The sequence below is a fragment of the Blautia sp. HCP3S3_C12 genome, assembly GCF_052064155.1.
Taxonomy (GTDB): domain Bacteria; phylum Bacillota; class Clostridia; order Lachnospirales; family Lachnospiraceae; genus Blautia_A.
The window spans coordinates 1-16,282 of sequence record NZ_JBQHWC010000022.1 but is presented as its reverse complement, the minus strand read 5'-3'; the positions used below and the strand labels follow the sequence as shown (position 1 = coordinate 16,282).

The 16,282-nt window shown below is 40.0% G+C and carries 22 protein-coding genes and 1 pseudogene; 17 read left to right on the top strand and 6 right to left on the bottom strand.

What is annotated here, in order from left to right; translation table 11 throughout:
* Positions 1–166: 166 nt before the first annotated feature.
* The 5 genes from ACTNDS_RS14305 to ACTNDS_RS14285 form a co-directional block, all read right to left on the bottom strand.
* Positions 167–859, bottom strand: a complete 693-nt coding sequence (locus ACTNDS_RS14305; protein ID WP_118408998.1) for a hypothetical protein — start codon at positions 857–859, stop codon at positions 167–169.
* A 45-nt stretch (positions 860–904) separates the two neighbouring features.
* Complete coding sequence (locus ACTNDS_RS14300; RefSeq protein ID WP_235359923.1) at positions 905–1,516, bottom strand: hypothetical protein; 612 nt, start codon at positions 1,514–1,516, stop codon at positions 905–907.
* Positions 1,517–1,563: 47 nt separating this feature from the next.
* On the bottom strand, positions 1,564–2,022 hold the full coding sequence (locus ACTNDS_RS14295) for a VOC family protein (protein ID WP_118408994.1): 459 nt from the start codon (positions 2,020–2,022) through the stop codon (positions 1,564–1,566).
* Between the two features lie 67 nt (positions 2,023–2,089).
* A complete protein-coding gene (locus tag ACTNDS_RS14290) occupies positions 2,090–2,602 on the bottom strand; it encodes a hypothetical protein (protein ID WP_346793724.1) in 513 nt (170 codons plus the stop codon).
* Between the two features lie 128 nt (positions 2,603–2,730).
* Complete coding sequence (locus tag ACTNDS_RS14285) at positions 2,731–2,970, bottom strand: DUF6061 family protein (RefSeq protein WP_119202560.1); 240 nt, start codon at positions 2,968–2,970, stop codon at positions 2,731–2,733.
* A gap of 88 nt (positions 2,971–3,058) precedes the next feature.
* On the opposite strand from ACTNDS_RS14285, the pseudogene ACTNDS_RS14280 reads away from it, so the two are divergent.
* The 17 genes and pseudogenes from ACTNDS_RS14280 to ACTNDS_RS14200 all read left to right on the top strand — a co-directional run.
* Positions 3,059–3,259: pseudogene (locus ACTNDS_RS14280) on the top strand (site-specific integrase); the annotation flags it as partial.
* The gene (locus ACTNDS_RS14275) at positions 3,249–3,569 is read left to right on the top strand and encodes a plasmid mobilization protein (RefSeq protein WP_022092899.1); all 321 of its coding nucleotides are present in this window, start codon (positions 3,249–3,251) and stop codon (positions 3,567–3,569) included. The pseudogene ACTNDS_RS14280 and the gene ACTNDS_RS14275, both read left to right, overlap by 11 nt.
* A gap of 124 nt (positions 3,570–3,693) precedes the next feature.
* Positions 3,694–4,761, top strand: coding sequence for an AAA family ATPase (locus ACTNDS_RS14270; protein ID WP_022092900.1), 1,068 nt, complete (start codon positions 3,694–3,696; stop codon positions 4,759–4,761).
* Between the two features lie 71 nt (positions 4,762–4,832).
* Positions 4,833–5,066, top strand: a complete 234-nt coding sequence (locus ACTNDS_RS14265) for a complexin-2 (protein ID WP_427786934.1) — start codon at positions 4,833–4,835, stop codon at positions 5,064–5,066.
* A gap of 191 nt (positions 5,067–5,257) precedes the next feature.
* Positions 5,258–5,485: a DUF5348 domain-containing protein gene (locus ACTNDS_RS14260; protein WP_022092901.1), complete on the top strand. Its 228-nt coding sequence runs from the start codon at positions 5,258–5,260 to the stop codon at positions 5,483–5,485.
* Between the two features lie 285 nt (positions 5,486–5,770).
* Positions 5,771–7,192 carry a plasmid recombination protein gene (locus ACTNDS_RS14255; protein WP_055261451.1) on the top strand — a complete coding sequence of 474 codons (1,422 nt, stop codon included), beginning with the start codon at positions 5,771–5,773 and terminating at the stop codon, positions 7,190–7,192.
* A gap of 4 nt (positions 7,193–7,196) precedes the next feature.
* Positions 7,197–7,571 carry a TnpV protein gene (locus ACTNDS_RS14250; protein ID WP_055261448.1) on the top strand — a complete coding sequence of 125 codons (375 nt, stop codon included), beginning with the start codon at positions 7,197–7,199 and terminating at the stop codon, positions 7,569–7,571.
* Positions 7,572–7,824: 253 nt separating this feature from the next.
* Positions 7,825–8,487 carry a phosphatase PAP2 family protein gene (locus ACTNDS_RS14245; protein WP_055261446.1) on the top strand — a complete coding sequence of 221 codons (663 nt, stop codon included), beginning with the start codon at positions 7,825–7,827 and terminating at the stop codon, positions 8,485–8,487.
* A gap of 21 nt (positions 8,488–8,508) precedes the next feature.
* A complete protein-coding gene (locus tag ACTNDS_RS14240; protein WP_055261444.1) occupies positions 8,509–9,123 on the top strand; it encodes a helix-turn-helix domain-containing protein in 615 nt (204 codons plus the stop codon).
* A gap of 155 nt (positions 9,124–9,278) precedes the next feature.
* Positions 9,279–9,527 carry a type II toxin-antitoxin system prevent-host-death family antitoxin gene (locus ACTNDS_RS14235; RefSeq protein WP_055262131.1) on the top strand — a complete coding sequence of 83 codons (249 nt, stop codon included), beginning with the start codon at positions 9,279–9,281 and terminating at the stop codon, positions 9,525–9,527.
* A gap of 1 nt (position 9,528) precedes the next feature.
* The gene (locus ACTNDS_RS14230) at positions 9,529–9,828 is read left to right on the top strand and encodes a type II toxin-antitoxin system RelE/ParE family toxin (protein WP_055262129.1); all 300 of its coding nucleotides are present in this window, start codon (positions 9,529–9,531) and stop codon (positions 9,826–9,828) included.
* A 451-nt stretch (positions 9,829–10,279) separates the two neighbouring features.
* The gene (locus tag ACTNDS_RS14225) at positions 10,280–10,522 is read left to right on the top strand and encodes a hypothetical protein (RefSeq protein WP_441036530.1); all 243 of its coding nucleotides are present in this window, start codon (positions 10,280–10,282) and stop codon (positions 10,520–10,522) included.
* 1 nt (position 10,523) lies between these two features.
* Positions 10,524–10,772: a hypothetical protein gene (locus tag ACTNDS_RS14220; protein ID WP_441036528.1), complete on the top strand. Its 249-nt coding sequence runs from the start codon at positions 10,524–10,526 to the stop codon at positions 10,770–10,772.
* On the top strand, positions 10,738–11,085 hold the full coding sequence (locus ACTNDS_RS14215; protein WP_441036526.1) for a hypothetical protein: 348 nt from the start codon (positions 10,738–10,740) through the stop codon (positions 11,083–11,085). The genes ACTNDS_RS14220 and ACTNDS_RS14215 overlap by 35 nt, the downstream gene beginning before the upstream one ends.
* Positions 11,072–12,913, top strand: coding sequence for a Mu transposase C-terminal domain-containing protein (locus ACTNDS_RS14210; RefSeq protein ID WP_441036524.1), 1,842 nt, complete (start codon positions 11,072–11,074; stop codon positions 12,911–12,913). Before ACTNDS_RS14215 ends, ACTNDS_RS14210 begins: the two co-directional genes overlap by 14 nt.
* On the top strand, positions 12,906–14,213 hold the full coding sequence (locus ACTNDS_RS14205) for a TniB family NTP-binding protein (protein ID WP_441036522.1): 1,308 nt from the start codon (positions 12,906–12,908) through the stop codon (positions 14,211–14,213). Before ACTNDS_RS14210 ends, ACTNDS_RS14205 begins: the two co-directional genes overlap by 8 nt.
* Positions 14,210–15,619 (top strand): TniQ family protein, encoded by a 1,410-nt coding sequence (locus tag ACTNDS_RS14200; RefSeq protein ID WP_441036520.1) that lies wholly within the window; start codon positions 14,210–14,212, stop codon positions 15,617–15,619. Before ACTNDS_RS14205 ends, ACTNDS_RS14200 begins: the two co-directional genes overlap by 4 nt.
* Before the next feature lie 416 nt (positions 15,620–16,035).
* Here the strand turns inward: ACTNDS_RS14200 and ACTNDS_RS14195 are convergent.
* The coding region (locus ACTNDS_RS14195) for a hypothetical protein (RefSeq protein ID WP_441036518.1) at positions 16,036–16,282 on the bottom strand (247 nt) is incomplete at its 5' end.

Below are 16,282 nucleotides of genomic sequence, written 5' to 3'. Positions count from 1 at the left end.
TAAATTATCTATTAATCATTTCCTCACCTTACACGAAATGTGCCATCCTTTTTTCTAATGATAATACTATCATACTGTATTTATTGTGTCAACACATTCCACCTTATAGAAGCGCAAATTCAAAGTTTCCATTGCCTCATTTACATAGTCAGGCTTTTCAAAATTCTTACTTTTTGTAAATTTCAAATTTTCGTTTCCCAATGTTTTGCTTTTCTAGCCTTTCCCATTTCTCACAATTGATTTTCTGCTTTTTATCCATGCATACAGCTAAAATTGTATTTTCATGCGAAATTCTCCATAACTGTTCCAACATAGCATCCATGGAATTCTTACCTTGTTCCCATTCCACCAAATTTCCGTATGGAACATCCGTAATAATTATATCAGGCAATATTTCCGGCAAAGGCATCGTACAATCCGCTTGGAAAATCTCTGTCGATATATCATTCCCCAGCATAATGCTTAATTTATCGCAACTATCTAATGCCTCCTTATGAGATTCCTTACCATAAGAATTGTAAAGTTCCTCTATCTCTGCTTTTCTCTTTTTCAAAGCAACATCAGTAAGTAAGGATATATTTTTCTTTGCATGAGCTACCATATCTTCATCAATATCACTACCATATATTTTTCTGATATACTTATTTTGAAAATATCCAAGAATTGTAAGGGAATAGCCTCCCCCACAACAAGGGTCATATATGACTAAATCCTCTTTTTTATTCGAACGCTCCAGTGCCCGACCGTAAATTTCAAGCAACAATCGAATCGGGAAATTCGGTATTCCTTTTCCTCCATAAAGAACCCGACCACTTGCAAAATCCTGAAAATTATCATCTTTACAATATAAATATTCCATTATCTGCTTAACCTATCGCTTTCGTCCAAACTCTTGATTTCGTTTTTACACAAAAACCTTTCCATGCACCCAATTTATCACATCATCAGCCACTTCTTTGGGCGATTTCATTGATATATCCAGCAACTCGTACTTGGTATCCCCCACCTGAGTATGTTCCATAAAATAACGATTATAATCGCATGAACTATTAATCCAGTTCTCGTCCGTTATTCCTCTGCCCTCTTGCATACGTTGTCTCAAAGAATCTTCATCCGTAACTAACGCCAAACAAATAATCTCACTAAAATACCGACTGTTGTATACTTTCGGAAAACGGTCAAGGCATCCCGCCATCGTCCACAAAACCAGTGTCCCTGACTGTATAATATCCTTTGAAATATTAGCAATAATTTCAACCCATTTATTACAGGATTCCTCATCATCCCAGTTTATAAAGCCTGTGAAAATATCAGCATCCAATACTACAAAATCAACTTTTCTCCTCATAATCTCAATCGCCGTAGTAGTTTTGCCTACTCCGCTGCACCCTGTCAGAATAAGTAACGGCAAGGATTTAAACTCCCATTCCGCACCGCATTTCGGGCAACGAAGTTTATTTTCAATTATTTCTTTGTCCCATTCGTAATTCCCACAATTTGAACATATCTCAATCATCCTTACACATCTCCAACTTCAAAGTTACTTTTCCTATAAATTGAACTTTAGCGTATACAAGCATTTACGAATTTCATTGGTACATCCATTCTTTCTGCCACTTGCTCTGGTGTCATGCCACTATCCAAGAAACGTTTACAAACTACTTTTATGTTCTCGCCAACCTCAATAATATGTTTATCAGGGTCATAAATTCTAACCACTCGCTGTCCCCATGAATGTTCCTTGATAGGATGGACGTATTCCACATCATACTTTTTCAGTCTATCAGCAAATTTGTCAAAGTTATCCTCTTCAAAATATACTTCAGAACTATTACTACCGAATGAAACGTTGTCTGTACCAATAAATTCATTCCAAGTTTCAAGTGTTTGCAGTGCCAAACCACCTGTCAAAGTCTTATTTGCACCAAAATCCATAATTACATGAAGCCCCAAAACTTTTATATAAAATTCCAATGACTTATTAATATCCGTTACTACCAACATAGGGTTTTTTATTTTCATCTACTATACCTCCGTCAAATTCAAATCTTCTGTTACTTTCAATCTCTCCACAAGACTGCAAGTTAATTTACAGTTCCGTATGAGCAATTTCCGTTCCTTTCTTAAATCGATTCTTCAAGGGCAGATAGTATATCAACATCATGAAAAGCGGTTGCTGCCACGACAAGCCTATGACACACCCAATCAGTTTTATGTTCGCAGACAAAATGCCGACTATAAAGGCAAGAACAGAAGAAACAATAATTAACCATTTGGTAAATATTATCTCAGATTCCGTAACTATGTCTTGCTTTCTGATTGTTGTTACCCTAAGCAATATTGCGAAAATCAGAATAAATATCGTCGCAAACAATACAGCTGAGCCTATCACAAGAAAAATCGTCAATCCGTTTACTCCCGCAACTGTAAGGTTAGCTAATGGTGTAAAATCAGAACCGTCAATATTTATGTTGTCCACATATTTGATTAAATTTTTGCCCAACATTACATTATATATTTCTCTTATATATCCTATTGAAAATATCCAATTAAGTATTGATGCTGCAACCAGCAGAACTCGTCTGACTAAACCTCTGCCCATTGTAATTCCCCCACTAACTTCAAATTTCACTTCCTATTGTACCACGCACATCTCTTACATTCCACTTATATTTTTGTAAAGATTTTGAAAAAGGCGGACTGCTAATCTATAGCAATCCGCCCGAAAAATTACCACACTTCTAAACTATCTTCTGCATCAATCCAAGCTTGCATTTCTCCATCCAACACTAAGCGTGCATACTCCATAGGTTCATCAATCGCAAGAGCATTTAATGCGCACTGTGAATTTGGTGTGATCTTCAATCCTTCCTCCGCCTTACTACAATCTATGCGAAGAAGCATATTATCAAAAGTGGTTATATCTATACTATTGCAGTACTGGTTATATGTAGCATATATAAGTTTCATAGCTTTTCGTCCTTTCGTTTTTATTACAGATAAGCCGGTTGTATTGGTAAATTGTTGTGTGTCCTAGAATTATCCTTTAGAACATGATACACATGTCTCTTTGCTGATTAACATGGGCTATACAGCACTGGCAATCGGAAAAAGGGTTGGTCATTCAGCAGAAAAGATCACTTACCGATATGCGCATCTGTTCCCGTCCGTACAGCAGGATATGGCAGACCAGTTGGATGCAGAAAACATGAATGAAGAACCAAATGATAGGGAAGGAGGACTTGCGTATGTCAGCTAAATGTTTGGATAGACAGGGGCGTTGGAGAAATAAAACGGTAGCTTTTCGGGTATCACCGGAGGAGGATGAACTTCTGGAAACAGCGGTTAAATTGTCCGGTCTGACTAAACAGGATTATATTATCCGAAGATTGCAGGAAAAAGAGGTTGTAGTGACAGGAAATCCGAGAGTGTATAAGGCGTTGAAAAATGAACTGGCAAAGGTTCTGAATGAACTGAAACGTTTGAAAAAGGGTGATGATGTGCCGGAGGATTTACTGGAAGTAATCCGGCTGATCACAGTGACGATGGATGGCATGAAGGAAGAATAGAAAATGCCTTTAAGTGTCGGCAAACACCTAAAGGCAGAGATTTGGTAGAATACTCACCAAAAACTTTCTACGAGTATTCTATCAAAATCTCCACTTCCTTTCAACGGGAAAATAAGGAGGAACGATGGAAACGAACAGAGTAGAGACAAAGAAAACAGAAATAAAAAGGACGGAGTCGGATCTGAAGCTGATAAATATGGAATCAGTGGAAGTAGAGCAGATTGAATGGCTGTTCTATCCGTTTATTCCTTTTGGAAAAGTAACGATTATTCAGGGAGATCCGGGAGAAGGAAAGACTACGATGGTACTTCAGATTATTGCGAAGTTGACCAAAGGCGAAAAAATTCTTCCAGAGCAACAACAGGCAACAGACGAGAAGGATAGAGCAGAAAAGAACGTTGACTCTGATGCGAATCCAGTGGAAAGCCCGATAGAACCTGTGAATGTTATTTATCAGACTGCAGAAGATGGATTGGGCGATACTATCAAGCCTCGACTTCTTGCAGCTGGTGCAGATTGTTCCAGAGTGATGGTAATTGATGATAACGATCGGGCATTGACCATGATGGATGCCAGATTGGAAGAAGCTATCATACAGACAAAAGCCCGTCTGGTAGTTTTAGATCCAATACAGGGATTTCTTGGAGCAGAGGTGGATATGCACCGGGCAAATGAAATCCGTCCGTTAATGAAGCGTGTGGCAGTGCTTGCAGAGAAATACCACTGTGCAATCATTCTGATCGGGCATATGAACAAAAACAGTAACGGAAAATCTTCTTACCGTGGATTGGGTTCGATTGATTTTCAGGCGGCAGCCAGAAGTGTGCTGATTGTTGGGCGGATTAAAGATGAACCGGAAATCCGTGTGGTATGCCATGTGAAAAGTTCCCTTGCACCGGAAGGGAAATCAATTGCATTCCGATTAGATAAGGATACTGGATTCGAGTGGATCGGGGAATACGACATTAGTGCGGATGATCTGCTCAGTGGTGACAGCAGAGGTCAGAAAAGCCGGAAGGCAAAGGAGTTTCTGTTGGAAATATTGGCTGATGGTGGCATGGCACAGAAAAAGATTGAAGAAGAAGCGGAAAAACGAGGAATTAAGAAGAAAACCCTACGGAACGCAAAACTGGAACTGGAGATTGATTCGGTGAAACGTGGAAATCAATGGTTCTGGATGCTTCCAGAATAAAAGGAAGATGGCAAGATGACTATTTCTTAAGAACAGGGCATCTTGCCACCTTGAAAGGAGACAACATGGAAATAAAAAATGTACAGATACCATTTGCCTTGTTTAGACAGCTGGTTTCCTATCATTTGATGGAAGATCAAAGCTGTTCGGAGGAAATTTGCAAAGGGCTTATGGAGAAAGTGGAGCGTATGGCAAACCGGCAGTTATATACACAGTCGAAAACTGCTCCGACAGAGGAAGAACGGGAAAAGTCCCGTCAGGAATATCTGGACAGGCGGGGAATACCGGAAAGCTTTCGATGGTAACAGTTCTTGTTGTCTGTCCTATGACAGGAGCGTGTCACGCACCTGTAGATAGCAGACAAGGAGAAAGCTGGTAAGATGCAAGACGGAAGGTTGTGGATAAAACGACAGTGCGTTGGTGGTTTGATGGCTGTGAAGGATGCCCTGAAACGGGGCTCCCTATGGAAAACGATAAATGAAGGGAGAGTGACACAATGAGAGAAGGAAGATTAGGTTATAACAGCAATAACGGAAGATACGGTTTATTATCATCAGATTTATGGATTGACACAGGATTTCACTGCGGAGAAGGGCTGGAAGTGCTGGTTGACGATCAGTGGGTCAAGACCAGAATGGAAATGAATCCGGCAAGGGAATGGTATCTGGTGGGGACACCATACTGCGGAGATTTGGAATATGTCCGGGCGAGAATAACGGGATAAGTCAGTCATACAAGTAACGCAGGAGTAAACCGACCAACGGGAGGAATAGGTCTTCGCTCCGATTCGGTCGGTGCATAACAGACGTCCCCGGACGTCTTGCCCCCGGCAGGGCGCAAGGGGACTTTTGATGGACGGTACGGCTGTCGAAAGTGATTTTGCGTTACTTTTGACAAAAGTAACAAAACCGCCGTATCCGGCGAAGAGTTCTTTTTATCGCCATAACTGGCGAAGATACAAATTTATGTGCCATGTCTGGCACTGGTTTCAGAAGGGGAGGTGAGAAGCATGACCATGAAAAGAACAATTAGCGGTATGATCGGAGCTGGTTCTCTGGCTCATAACAGAAGGGATTTCATAGCAGAAAATGTAGATCCGGACAGAGTACACTTGAATATTTGTTACCAGAATGAAAATCTGAAAGATGTTTATAAAGAGTTGTTTGATGATTCTGTGGAGCGATACAATGTGGGGAAAAGAAAAGACCGTCAGATTACAAATTATTATGAAAAAATCCGGCAGGGAAAACAGGAAAAACTATTCCATGAGGTCATTTTCCAGATTGGAAATTGTGAAGACATGGCTGTAGGGACAGTAGAAGGAGAACTGGCAGTGAAGGTGTTGAATGAATATATGCAGGATTTTCAGAAAAGGAATCCAACTCTCCGGGTATTTTGCTGTTATCTTCATCAGGATGAAGCTACACCACATCTGCATATTGATTTTGTTCCCTATGTGACTGGTTGGAAAGGAAAAGGGATGGATATCAGAGTTTCACTGAAGCAGGCATTAAAAAGTTTGGGATTTCAAGGTGGAAATAAACATGACACAGAATTAAATCAGTGGATAAACCACGAAAAAGAAGTGCTGGCAGATATTGCAAAGCAGTATGGGATTGAATGGGAACAGAAAGGTACCCATGAGGAACATCTGGATGTTTATAATTTCAAGAAAAAAGAACGAAAGAAGGAAGTTCAGGCTCTGGAGCAGGAAAAAGAGTATCTGACAGCAGAGAATGAGGGACTGACTGCACAGATTGCAGAATCCAAGGCAGATATTCAGCTTTTGAAAGAAGATAAGGAACAGGCGGTCAGGGATAAAGAAGCTGCAGAAAAGCGGGCAGAGAAAGCAGAAATAGAATTAAAAAGCCTAGAAGAACGTCGGGAGCAGTTACAGCCGATCATAGATAATGTCAGTAAGGAAATAAAAGAATATGGGACGGTTAAAACGCTTCTACCGGAAGCAGGAGCATTGGAACGTGCAGGAACCTATCGGGATAAAAAAGTTAAACCATTATTTATTCAAATGAAGAATAAGATTGCTGCAATGGCTGCCCAGGTAAAAGAACTTACGAAAGAAGTGGAGAAATGGAAAAATAAATACCAGAAGACAAAACAGGCATATAACAGTGTTCAGAAAGAGTTGGATGATATGCGTAAAGACAATCAGAAATTATTAGAAGAAAAGAATATGTTGCAAAGTGTTTCTGATAGATATGATCGTGTTGTGCGTGTCATGGGAATAGACACTGTGGAGGCTGCGGTACTGCAGGATATTCATAATCAGAAAGCACTGGAAGAAAAACGACGGATGGAACAAATGCCAAAAGGAAGCATTTACGAAAGATTAGCATGGGGTGCGAAAAAGAGCGAGATGGAGAATCAGCAGCGTAAGAAAAATAAAACAAAGAACAGAGGAATGGAGATATAAGTGCATGAAAAAACACATTTATGATGAAAAGAACGGATTAAGCTATACCTTGCATGGAGATTACTATTTGCCGGGTCTGGTGCTGAATGAGGAAGAACCGACATATGGGAAATATGGAATGTTGCGGAAACAATATCTGAAAGAGTATAGACCAGCAAGATATCAGTGCCTGTTATTGACTGGAAAGCTGACTGAACATCTGAATCAGATTGATCGGGATGCAAGAGAGCAGGTCGAAATGTTAATGAAGCAGATGGCAGAAGAACAGAGTGTGACAGAAACATTGAAGATACGGGATCAGATGAAGTGGGTCGGGTTGATGAATAATATCAGAACAAGTGCTGAAAAAATTGTACTGAAAGAGATCGTTTATATATAAGTTAAGAGGGCTGCCGAAAGGCGACTCTTTGTAAATGTAAGAGTGGAATTTCAGAATAGAACATGATAGAATGCTAAAAGATAAATCCGGATTTGCAGGGATAGATAATCAGAAGGAAATACTGAAAAAACAAGCATTTACGGGTATGATACGAATCGTATCACGTATGTGACCGAGCGATTCTATCATCATTTTATGTTTTTTGATAAGGTGAATGTGTCGAAAAGACAAACCCATATAGAAAGGACGTAGAATGATGAAAAAGAACGGAATGAAGAATTTACTATTTGGAGGAATATTCATTGCAACTTTTGTATTATGGACAGTTTTGATCCAGATGGTAGATGTGCAGCCTCATGGTCAAAACGGAACGAATATTGGATTTGCAACACTCAATTGCTGGTTTCACCGCTTCACAGGCGTACACATGATGATTTATTCGATTACTGATTGGATGGGGCTGGTGCCTGTCGTAGTATGCCTGATCTTTGCAGGTGTGGGACTAGTTCAGTTGATTAAGAAAAGAAGTCTTTTCAAGGTGGATCCGGATATCATTATTCTGGGTATTTATTATATTGTCGTGATCCTGGCATATATATTTTTTGAGATGATTCCAATCAATTACAGACCTATTTTAATTAACGGAGTAATGGAGGCATCTTATCCATCATCAACTACACTATTGGTATTGTGTGTGATGCCGACTTTGATCGAACAGACTCAGCGCAGGCTGTCAAGCATTGCAGTCAAAAAAGTGATAACGATTGTAACAATCGCTTTTTCGGCATTCATGGTTATTGGCAGATTGATTTCGGGAGTACATTGGCTCACGGATATTGTAGGTGGCGTATTGTTAAGCATTGGATTATTTTCTATTTATCAGGGAGCGGTTATACTGTCAATAAAGAATAAATAAAACGAGCAAGGGGTGGAGGTTTTGGAATTTCATGAAAAACTTCAGGAATTAAGAAAAAGCCGGGGAATGACACAAGAAGAACTGGCTGCGGCATTATTTGTATCTAGAACTGCAATTTCAAAATGGGAATCCGGAAGAGGATATCCGAGCATAGATTCATTAAAGGAAATATCTCGATATTTTTCTGTGTCGATTGATGATCTGTTATCTGGAGAACAGTTGATTTTGATTGCAGAAAAAGAAAACAAATCAAATCTCAATAGTGTATGTGACTTATTATGGGGATTTGTTGACTTGCTTTCTTTGATGCTTATTTTTCTTCCGCTGTATCCCAAGCCGGTCAATGGTTATATCTATTCGGTAAATCTTTTTGAGTATGTAGATAATAATAAATGGATTATTACCATTTATTGGATAATGTTCATCACTTTAACGATTATCGGGATTGTGAAAATATTGATGGTCTATTTCAAATTTGAAAAAGGCAAAAAGGTGATTACTGCATTGTCTATAGGATGCAGTGTTATCGATGTTTTGTTTTTGGCAATGATGAAAGAACCATATGCAATAATAGTTGCTTTTCTGCTATTACTGATCAAAAGTGGTCTCCTTTATAAACAAGCCAAGGCAGGCTGATCAGGTATTGTCCCCTACAACTTCAAGTTTGTCGAATTAAAAAATAGGAATAGTTATAATAGAAAGCTGTAAAAATTCACGTTGAATTTTACAGCTTTTTGTGTATAATATAAGTAGCAGAAACAATATAAAATCAAGGAAGGAGCTGAAAGAATATGGCAAGTATTTTACCAGTATCTGATTTGAGAAATTATAACGAAGTCCTGAAGAACTGCCATAAAGGCGAGCCTGTATATCTTACCAAGAATGGTAGAGGACGTTTTGTGGTTATGGATTTTGAAGATTATGAACGTGATCGTGCGGAAAAGAAGCTTTTAATGAAGCTGCAGGAAGCCGAAGAAGCAGTGAAAGACGGCGAGGGATGGCTGGAGTTAGATGAACTGAAGGCACTTGTGGGGGAATAAGATGTTAAAATTACGGATTAACCCGATTGTTGCAAAGGACCTGAAGAATATCCGGGATTACATCGCTGAAGATAGTGAAGAATATGCCGCAAAGACTATAAAGGAAATTTATGGTAAATTTGAGAATCTCCAGATGTTTCCGGGAATGGGTTCAGACCTTTCAAAGCGAGTCAGCTTTCGGACAGACTATAAATATGCGATATGGGAAGATTATGTGATTATCTACAAGGTAAGCAACGAGTATGTAGAAATTTATCGTGTCATCAATCGGTATCAGGATATTACAAGAATTTTTGATTGATAACAGAAATATGATAACAAATTGATAACACCGTTCAGTACAGTCCGTGGACTAAGGATAGTGGAACACATATAAAACCAGATAGAACCATAACGCCTATACAAAATTGTATAGTGACAAAAACTCATTTGCGAGTTTGAGTAGCTTGAAATGTTCAGATGCAGGTTCTTTTGCCACTTTTTATGCGATTTCTTTTGATGATTTCCGGCACCCGAAGTGTAACGGGGAAGCGGGAAAAAATGGAAACAGAGCGTAAGTAAGACAAAAAGAAAGATAGAAAAAAGAAATTAAAAATACCATAAAACCACCAGAAACCTTGTTTCAGGGGATTCCCCTGAGATGAGGTTTTTTTGTCTTAAAGAATTAAAAAAAGAATAAAAAGAATCAAAAGAATCAGCAATAGGATGCCTTGCAGTAACCTGAAAGCCGCGAAAACAGGCGGTTGAGGGACTTGAAAAGAAAAATAAAAATCGCAAAGAACGTGGCAAAAGTGCCTGAAAGAAGAACGAAAATGAGAAGGAAAAAAAGAGAGAAAAGAAGTTCGGGCAGGTGGTTTTGCAGACGGGAAATTTTCATTTTCGGATGGGGCGTGTGTGTGGTGCATGTGGCTATCCGATTTGGGGAGCGGTTTTGGAAAGATAGTAAAGTGTCAAACGGATTTACAAAAAAAGTGTCAAATGGAGTTGCACAATGACATGGAGAAAAGTGAAAATCACGTTTCTGGGAAGCGTTTTTGGGAGGGTTCATTTTTGGGAAGCCGCATAAACAGGGCATTCTCGCTTCCTAAAAATGATTTTTGGGAAAACGTTTTGACGGGCATTTTGGGAAAAATCTTGGGAAAATTCTTTTCGGGAAACTGGAAATCTGTTTTTGGGGAAACTTTTGGGAGAACAGAAAGGACTGTAGAGGATGATAAAAAAGAATTTCAAGGGTCGTTGCCGTAAATGGAAATTGAAAAAATGCAAGGATGTGATGAGGGCATACAGTGACATTCAGGCGGCATATGCTGAGAGGCTGGAAAAGGAGGATGAAGTGAAGGAATTTCAGTGCAATGTTCTGCTGGATGGTCTGGAAGAGGGAGAATATACCTCTGATTTTCTGTGTGTGAAGGCTGACGGGGATTTCATGGTTCGGGAATGTGTGGAGAGAAAATTTCTGATGAAACCAAGGACAGTAAAACTTCTGGATGCGTCAAGAGATTACTGGCTGAGACATGGCGTGACAGATTGGGGGTTGGTGATTGATGCAGAAAAATGATGTATACAAGACTGAGATATTAAAAAAAGATGCGGAGATTCTGAGAGTTTTAAAGATAAAAGAGGGGAAGGCTCTGGTGGTGGATTGTGTAAAAAGCAGGATGCCTTGGTGGATAAGTCAGTCAGATTTGAATGACGCTGTGGAAATTTCGGAAGATGATTTATTGGAAGAGACAGGGATGTGTTTGTCGGAAGACATCTCTGCGGCAGCAAATAGAGTGATGCATAAGAGATTCCATATGATTGCCGGGATATTACCATTTGTGGATGATAAAAAGAAAAGGAGTTTTTTGATAGACGAGGCGGTCAGGACGTATGAGGTCAGCATCAATACTGTGAAGAACTATCTGATTTCATATCTGGTCTATCAGAATATTCTGGTGTTGGCACCAAAGGAAAAGAAGGCAGAGAAAAAGGAACTGACGCAGGATGAAAAAAATATGCGCTGGGCGTTGAACAAATATTACTATACTCAGAAGAAACAGAGTATTTCTACCGCATATACACAGATGGTAAAAGAAAAATACTGTGACAGGGAAGGACGGTTGCAGGGGCATTATCCATCTATCCATCAATTTCGTTATTTCTACCGGAAAAACCGGAAGATGCAGACGTATTATATTTCAAGGAATGGTCTGAAAGATTATCAGAGGAATTACAGACCACTTGTGGGTGATGGAGTGCAGGAAGAATATGCCGCTGTGGGTGTCGGGATGCTGGATTCAACTATCTGTGACATCTATTTGGTGGATGATTCCGGGAATCTGGTTGGGAGACCGATTCTGGTGGCGTGTGTGGATGCATACAGTTCATTCTGTTATGGGTACAGTCTGCTTTGGGAAGGCGGCGTTTATTCACTCAGGAATCTGATGTTGAATGTGGTTGCGGATAAAAAGAAATGGTGCAGGAAATTTGGTGTCCTGATAGAAAAAGACCAGTGGGACTGTGACTGTCTGCCCGGTGTGATGGTAACGGACATGGGAACAGAATATATGTCGGGAAATTTTGAACAGATAACAGAACTGGGAGTATCGGTCATAAACCTGCCAGCATACCGCCCGGAGTTGAAAGGAAGAGTAGAGAAATTTTTTGACCTGATACAGTCAGAATATAAGAAATATTTAAAGGGAAAAGGTGTGATAGAGTCGGATTATCAGGAGCGTGGCGCGCATGATTACAGGAAGGATGCTTGTTTGACTATGCGTGACTTTGAAACTATCATCCTCAGATGCATCCTTTATTATAACTCTCAGAGGATTGTAGGGAATTTCCCTTATACAGAGACAATGATGGAGGACGGTGTGAGACCATATGCAGCATCTATTTTTGCATGGGGACGGAAACAGCCGGGAGCTGATTTGATTGATGTGTCCAGAGAGAAAATGGTGCAGATACTCTTACCGAGAACAGAGGGCAGATTTAGTCGTTATGGATTGAAGGTCAACGGTATGAGATACCATGCAGAGGGTTATACAGAAGAATATTTGAAGGGTGGTGTCGTAACGGTGGCTTATAATCCTGAGAATGTGAGTCAGGTCTGGCTGCTGAAAGATGGGGGATTCCATCCTTTTGAATTGATTGAGAGCCGATTTCGGGAGAGGACATTGGAGGATGTGGAAGGATTGAAGGAAGGATGCAGTGAGATGATAAAGGATGCTGCCGCAGATAATCTACAGGCAAAGATAGACCTTGCAAAACACATTCAGGATATCTCAGGAAGAGCAGGAAAAAGTGAAGACACCAAGATTAAGGATATCAGAACAACAAGACGGCGAGAACAGAGAAAGAGACACATGGATTTTGTGAAGGGAGATGTAGGTAATGAATGAGATAATTAAACTGATTCCAGAGATGAAGACAGGACAGGAATTAATGGAATGTATGGGGGAATATCCAGATTATCTCCCGGAGGTCAGGGAAAAAAGCAGTGCAGAGCGTCTGATTGCACTGTCAGACATTTATGATATCTATATTCCGTCTCAGATGTCAGTAGAAATCTACCATAAACTGTATATGGGATTGATGCGGTCATTGCAGAAAAAAAGCAGTATACAGGCTGTACATCAGCAATATGAAAATTGTAAAGGCGTGAGAGGAAGAAAATATCAGGGCGGTATTTTAGGAGGTTCGGATTCATTCAGCATAATCGGTGCATCTGGAATCGGGAAAAGTTCGACTGTGTTTCGGGCAGTCAGATTGATAGTAGAAAAGGAAGTTATCGAGATGGAGAATCCATATCTGAAGATTGCCCCCTGTATTGTGGTACAGTGTCCATTTGATTCCTCTGTAAAAGGATTGTTATGGGAGATATTGAGAAAAGTGGATGAAGTGCTGGGGAGCCGATATTATCATAATGCGGTGCGTGCAAGAGCCACAACCGATATGCTGATTGGCAATGTAAGCCAGGTAGCGTTACAGCATATCGGGTTATTAGTAGTGGATGAGATACAGAATGTGGTGAATAGCCGGAATGGAAGACAACTGGTTGGGATGTTGACGCAGTTAATCAATAATTCTGGTATCAGTATCTGCATGGTTGGAACACCGGAGAGTATTGTATTTTTTGAACAGGCAATGCAGTTGGCAAGGCGTTCGCTTGGGTTACAGTATGAGGCAATGGAGTTTGATAAAGATTTTATTGTAATCTGTAAAGTTCTGTGGGGGTATCTATATACAAAAAGCGGCGTAGCGTTGACTGATGGAATCATAGAATGGCTCTATGAACATAGTGGAGGGAACATTTCCATACTGGTCGCCCTTATCCATGATGCACAGGAGATTTCTATATTGGAAGGAAGAGATGTCTTGGATATGACAGCATTGGAACAGGCATATCAGAAAAGGATGGCAATGCTGCATGATTATCTGGAACCATCTGTCAGAAGGAAAAAGCAGACCTCTGCGAAGAAAAAGAAAGGATTGATAACAGAGAAAACAGAGATGGCGGATATGGAAGATGTGGGAAATCAGGAGAAAACAGGAAGAACAGGTGATTCAGACAGTATGAGAATGGATATGGACGGGCAGGAAATAAGCCTTGAAGAACTGGTGGCTGATGCAAAGATAAGAAATTTAAATATAGTGGAGATATTCCAGAAACATTTTGCTGTTGAGGAGGTGGAGATATGATTGCGTTTCTTCCAGAATTATATTCAGATGAATTGGTATATAGTTGGTTATCACGCTATTATGTGAAGTCAGGTTATTTATCCTTTGCGTATGTGGTGGAAGACCTGTATGTGCATCAATATACCAGACCAGATACAGAATTTCTCAATGAAATGAAGCCGGATGTGATGGAGATGATAGACCGATACTGTAACATAGAACAACTGGTTCAGGAACATACCATGTTTTCCTCATATGGAAGGTTTTTGCCATTAGAAAGAAAACAGGAGGCATATGAGGCACTGCTTAGAATGCATGGAAACTTTAACAATCTGTTATCCATTCCAAAAAATCAACGGGGGACGGGGCGGTTTCTGCGGTATTGTCCGATTTGCGCGAGAGAGGACAGGGAGCAGCATGGCGAGACATATTGGCATAGGATTCATCAGATAGAAGGGATACAGATATGCAGGAGGCATGGCTGCTATTTATGTGAAAGTAACGTATCTATGGACAGGCAGAAAAAAGCAGGGTTCTGGGATGCGGAAACGTTAATTCCACAGAGTGAGACAATACAGATATGCCGGGATAGAAGGAAGATTGCTTTTACAGAATATATCAGTCAGGTGTTTGAGGCGGCAATGGACTTTCAGGGGAAGATATCAGTGGCAGATTTTTTAAAATTGAGGCTGGCGAGATATGCCCGTACAGATTCAGGGGCAAGCCTTAGTCTGGATAATCTGTATATGGATTATCAGGAGTTCTTTGGGGAGGATGCTTGTATGACCAAAGGGCAGATGCAAAAAATCCTTCTTGGTGTGAGATATCATTTCTCTGATATCTGTAAACTGGCTATGTTTGCAGGGATATCAGTAGAGGAACTGACCGTTATTCCTGATACAGTCAAAGATTCTCTCAGGGAGCCTGTATATCAGCAGGTGGCGGAAGAGTTGCAGGTAGATTATGACTTGGTATGTAAGATTGGAGAGGCTGTATTAAAACGCTATGAAAGAAAGGAACGGGTAGTTCAGAGACGGAAAAGGACATTTGCATGGGAGAAGATGGATGCGGAAATGCTGCCGAGTGTAAGAAAGACCGTTGAACACTTATATCAGACAGGGGACGAACGACCCCGGAGGATTACAGTTTTCCTTGTACAAAAAGAGATGGGATTTCCAGATAAGAGATTTGACAAACTGCCGAAATGCAAGGCAGAAATCTTGAAATATCAGGAGACGCAGAAAGAATACTGGGCGCGTCAGGCAGTATGGGCGTATCGGAAACTGTTGCGAGAGGGGCAGCCTGTGAACTGGACAAAAATACGGAGGCTGACCAATATGAGAAATGTGGATTTTCAGGGATGCAAGGCATTTTTGGATAATTATGGAACAAGTGAGGAAGTGAAACATTTGCAGGGATTGATATAAAAGGTTCTATTTCTTACAAATTACAATGTAAATTTGCGAAAGTCATATATGATTAGAAGATTTTAACATCCATTAGGGGTAAAAAAATAATCTCTATGCAGTATACTGTATATGTAATAATGTAAGTTTGTAAGAAATAGAAGTAATATGTCTGCCCCATTGCCCCTCTGCTTTTCATTGAAGTGTCTGCATATATTTAGAAATAGAATAGTTTTTATTATTGACTGTAGGGATATATAAAGATGCGAAATAGTTGTGGGGCAGTGGGGCTTATAATAGATATATAGATAATAAAATCATTATAATGCTATATATAGATAATGATTTACTTGATGTATACCATATATAGTGTGAGCTTCCAAAAAGAAATGCCCCTTATAGTGTTCCTGTTTTGAAACAAAAGGGGCTTATATCGGTCAAATGCTTCTATGTCGTTGACCGTCAACCTGTTCTTCACTCATTTCTTCTAATTGTCCTATTATATAAGCTGTCTGGCTGGCAAGATAAAATGTTTTGTTTAATCGGTAATCTGTCTCGCGGAGGATACGGGAAAATGTTTTCATGTGGATGCATCGGTAGTGTAAAATAGTTTGTGTTTTTGGTAAAAAATAACTCCTTTTTGGTAAGAATTCAGATATGACAATTCTTATCGAAAAGGAGTAT

Excerpts from the sequence above, each read along its gene's own strand:
- ACTNDS_RS14285 (WP_119202560.1), bottom strand. The coding sequence starts at position 2,970 with ATGAAACTTATATATGCTACATATAACCAGTACTGCAATAGTATAGAT.
- ACTNDS_RS14230 (WP_055262129.1), top strand. The coding sequence starts at position 9,529 with ATGTTAAAATTACGGATTAACCCGATTGTTGCAAAGGACCTGAAGAAT.
- ACTNDS_RS14205 (WP_441036522.1), top strand. The coding sequence starts at position 12,906 with ATGAATGAGATAATTAAACTGATTCCAGAGATGAAGACAGGACAGGAA.
- ACTNDS_RS14210 (WP_441036524.1), top strand. The coding sequence starts at position 11,072 with ATGCAGAAAAATGATGTATACAAGACTGAGATATTAAAAAAAGATGCG.
- ACTNDS_RS14255 (WP_055261451.1), top strand. The coding sequence starts at position 5,771 with ATGACCATGAAAAGAACAATTAGCGGTATGATCGGAGCTGGTTCTCTG.
- ACTNDS_RS14270 (WP_022092900.1), top strand. The coding sequence starts at position 3,694 with ATGGAAACGAACAGAGTAGAGACAAAGAAAACAGAAATAAAAAGGACG.
- ACTNDS_RS14300 (WP_235359923.1), bottom strand. The coding sequence starts at position 1,516 with ATGATTGAGATATGTTCAAATTGTGGGAATTACGAATGGGACAAAGAA.
- ACTNDS_RS14235 (WP_055262131.1), top strand. The coding sequence starts at position 9,279 with ATGGCAAGTATTTTACCAGTATCTGATTTGAGAAATTATAACGAAGTC.
- ACTNDS_RS14295 (WP_118408994.1), bottom strand. The coding sequence starts at position 2,022 with ATGAAAATAAAAAACCCTATGTTGGTAGTAACGGATATTAATAAGTCA.
- ACTNDS_RS14245 (WP_055261446.1), top strand. The coding sequence starts at position 7,825 with ATGATGAAAAAGAACGGAATGAAGAATTTACTATTTGGAGGAATATTC.
- ACTNDS_RS14220 (WP_441036528.1), top strand. The coding sequence starts at position 10,524 with ATGGAGAAAAGTGAAAATCACGTTTCTGGGAAGCGTTTTTGGGAGGGT.
- ACTNDS_RS14290 (WP_346793724.1), bottom strand. The coding sequence starts at position 2,602 with ATGGGCAGAGGTTTAGTCAGACGAGTTCTGCTGGTTGCAGCATCAATA.
- ACTNDS_RS14260 (WP_022092901.1), top strand. The coding sequence starts at position 5,258 with ATGAGAGAAGGAAGATTAGGTTATAACAGCAATAACGGAAGATACGGT.
- ACTNDS_RS14305 (WP_118408998.1), bottom strand. The coding sequence starts at position 859 with ATGGAATATTTATATTGTAAAGATGATAATTTTCAGGATTTTGCAAGT.
- ACTNDS_RS14250 (WP_055261448.1), top strand. The coding sequence starts at position 7,197 with ATGAAAAAACACATTTATGATGAAAAGAACGGATTAAGCTATACCTTG.
- ACTNDS_RS14200 (WP_441036520.1), top strand. The coding sequence starts at position 14,210 with ATGATTGCGTTTCTTCCAGAATTATATTCAGATGAATTGGTATATAGT.
- ACTNDS_RS14275 (WP_022092899.1), top strand. The coding sequence starts at position 3,249 with ATGTCAGCTAAATGTTTGGATAGACAGGGGCGTTGGAGAAATAAAACG.
- ACTNDS_RS14215 (WP_441036526.1), top strand. The coding sequence starts at position 10,738 with ATGATAAAAAAGAATTTCAAGGGTCGTTGCCGTAAATGGAAATTGAAA.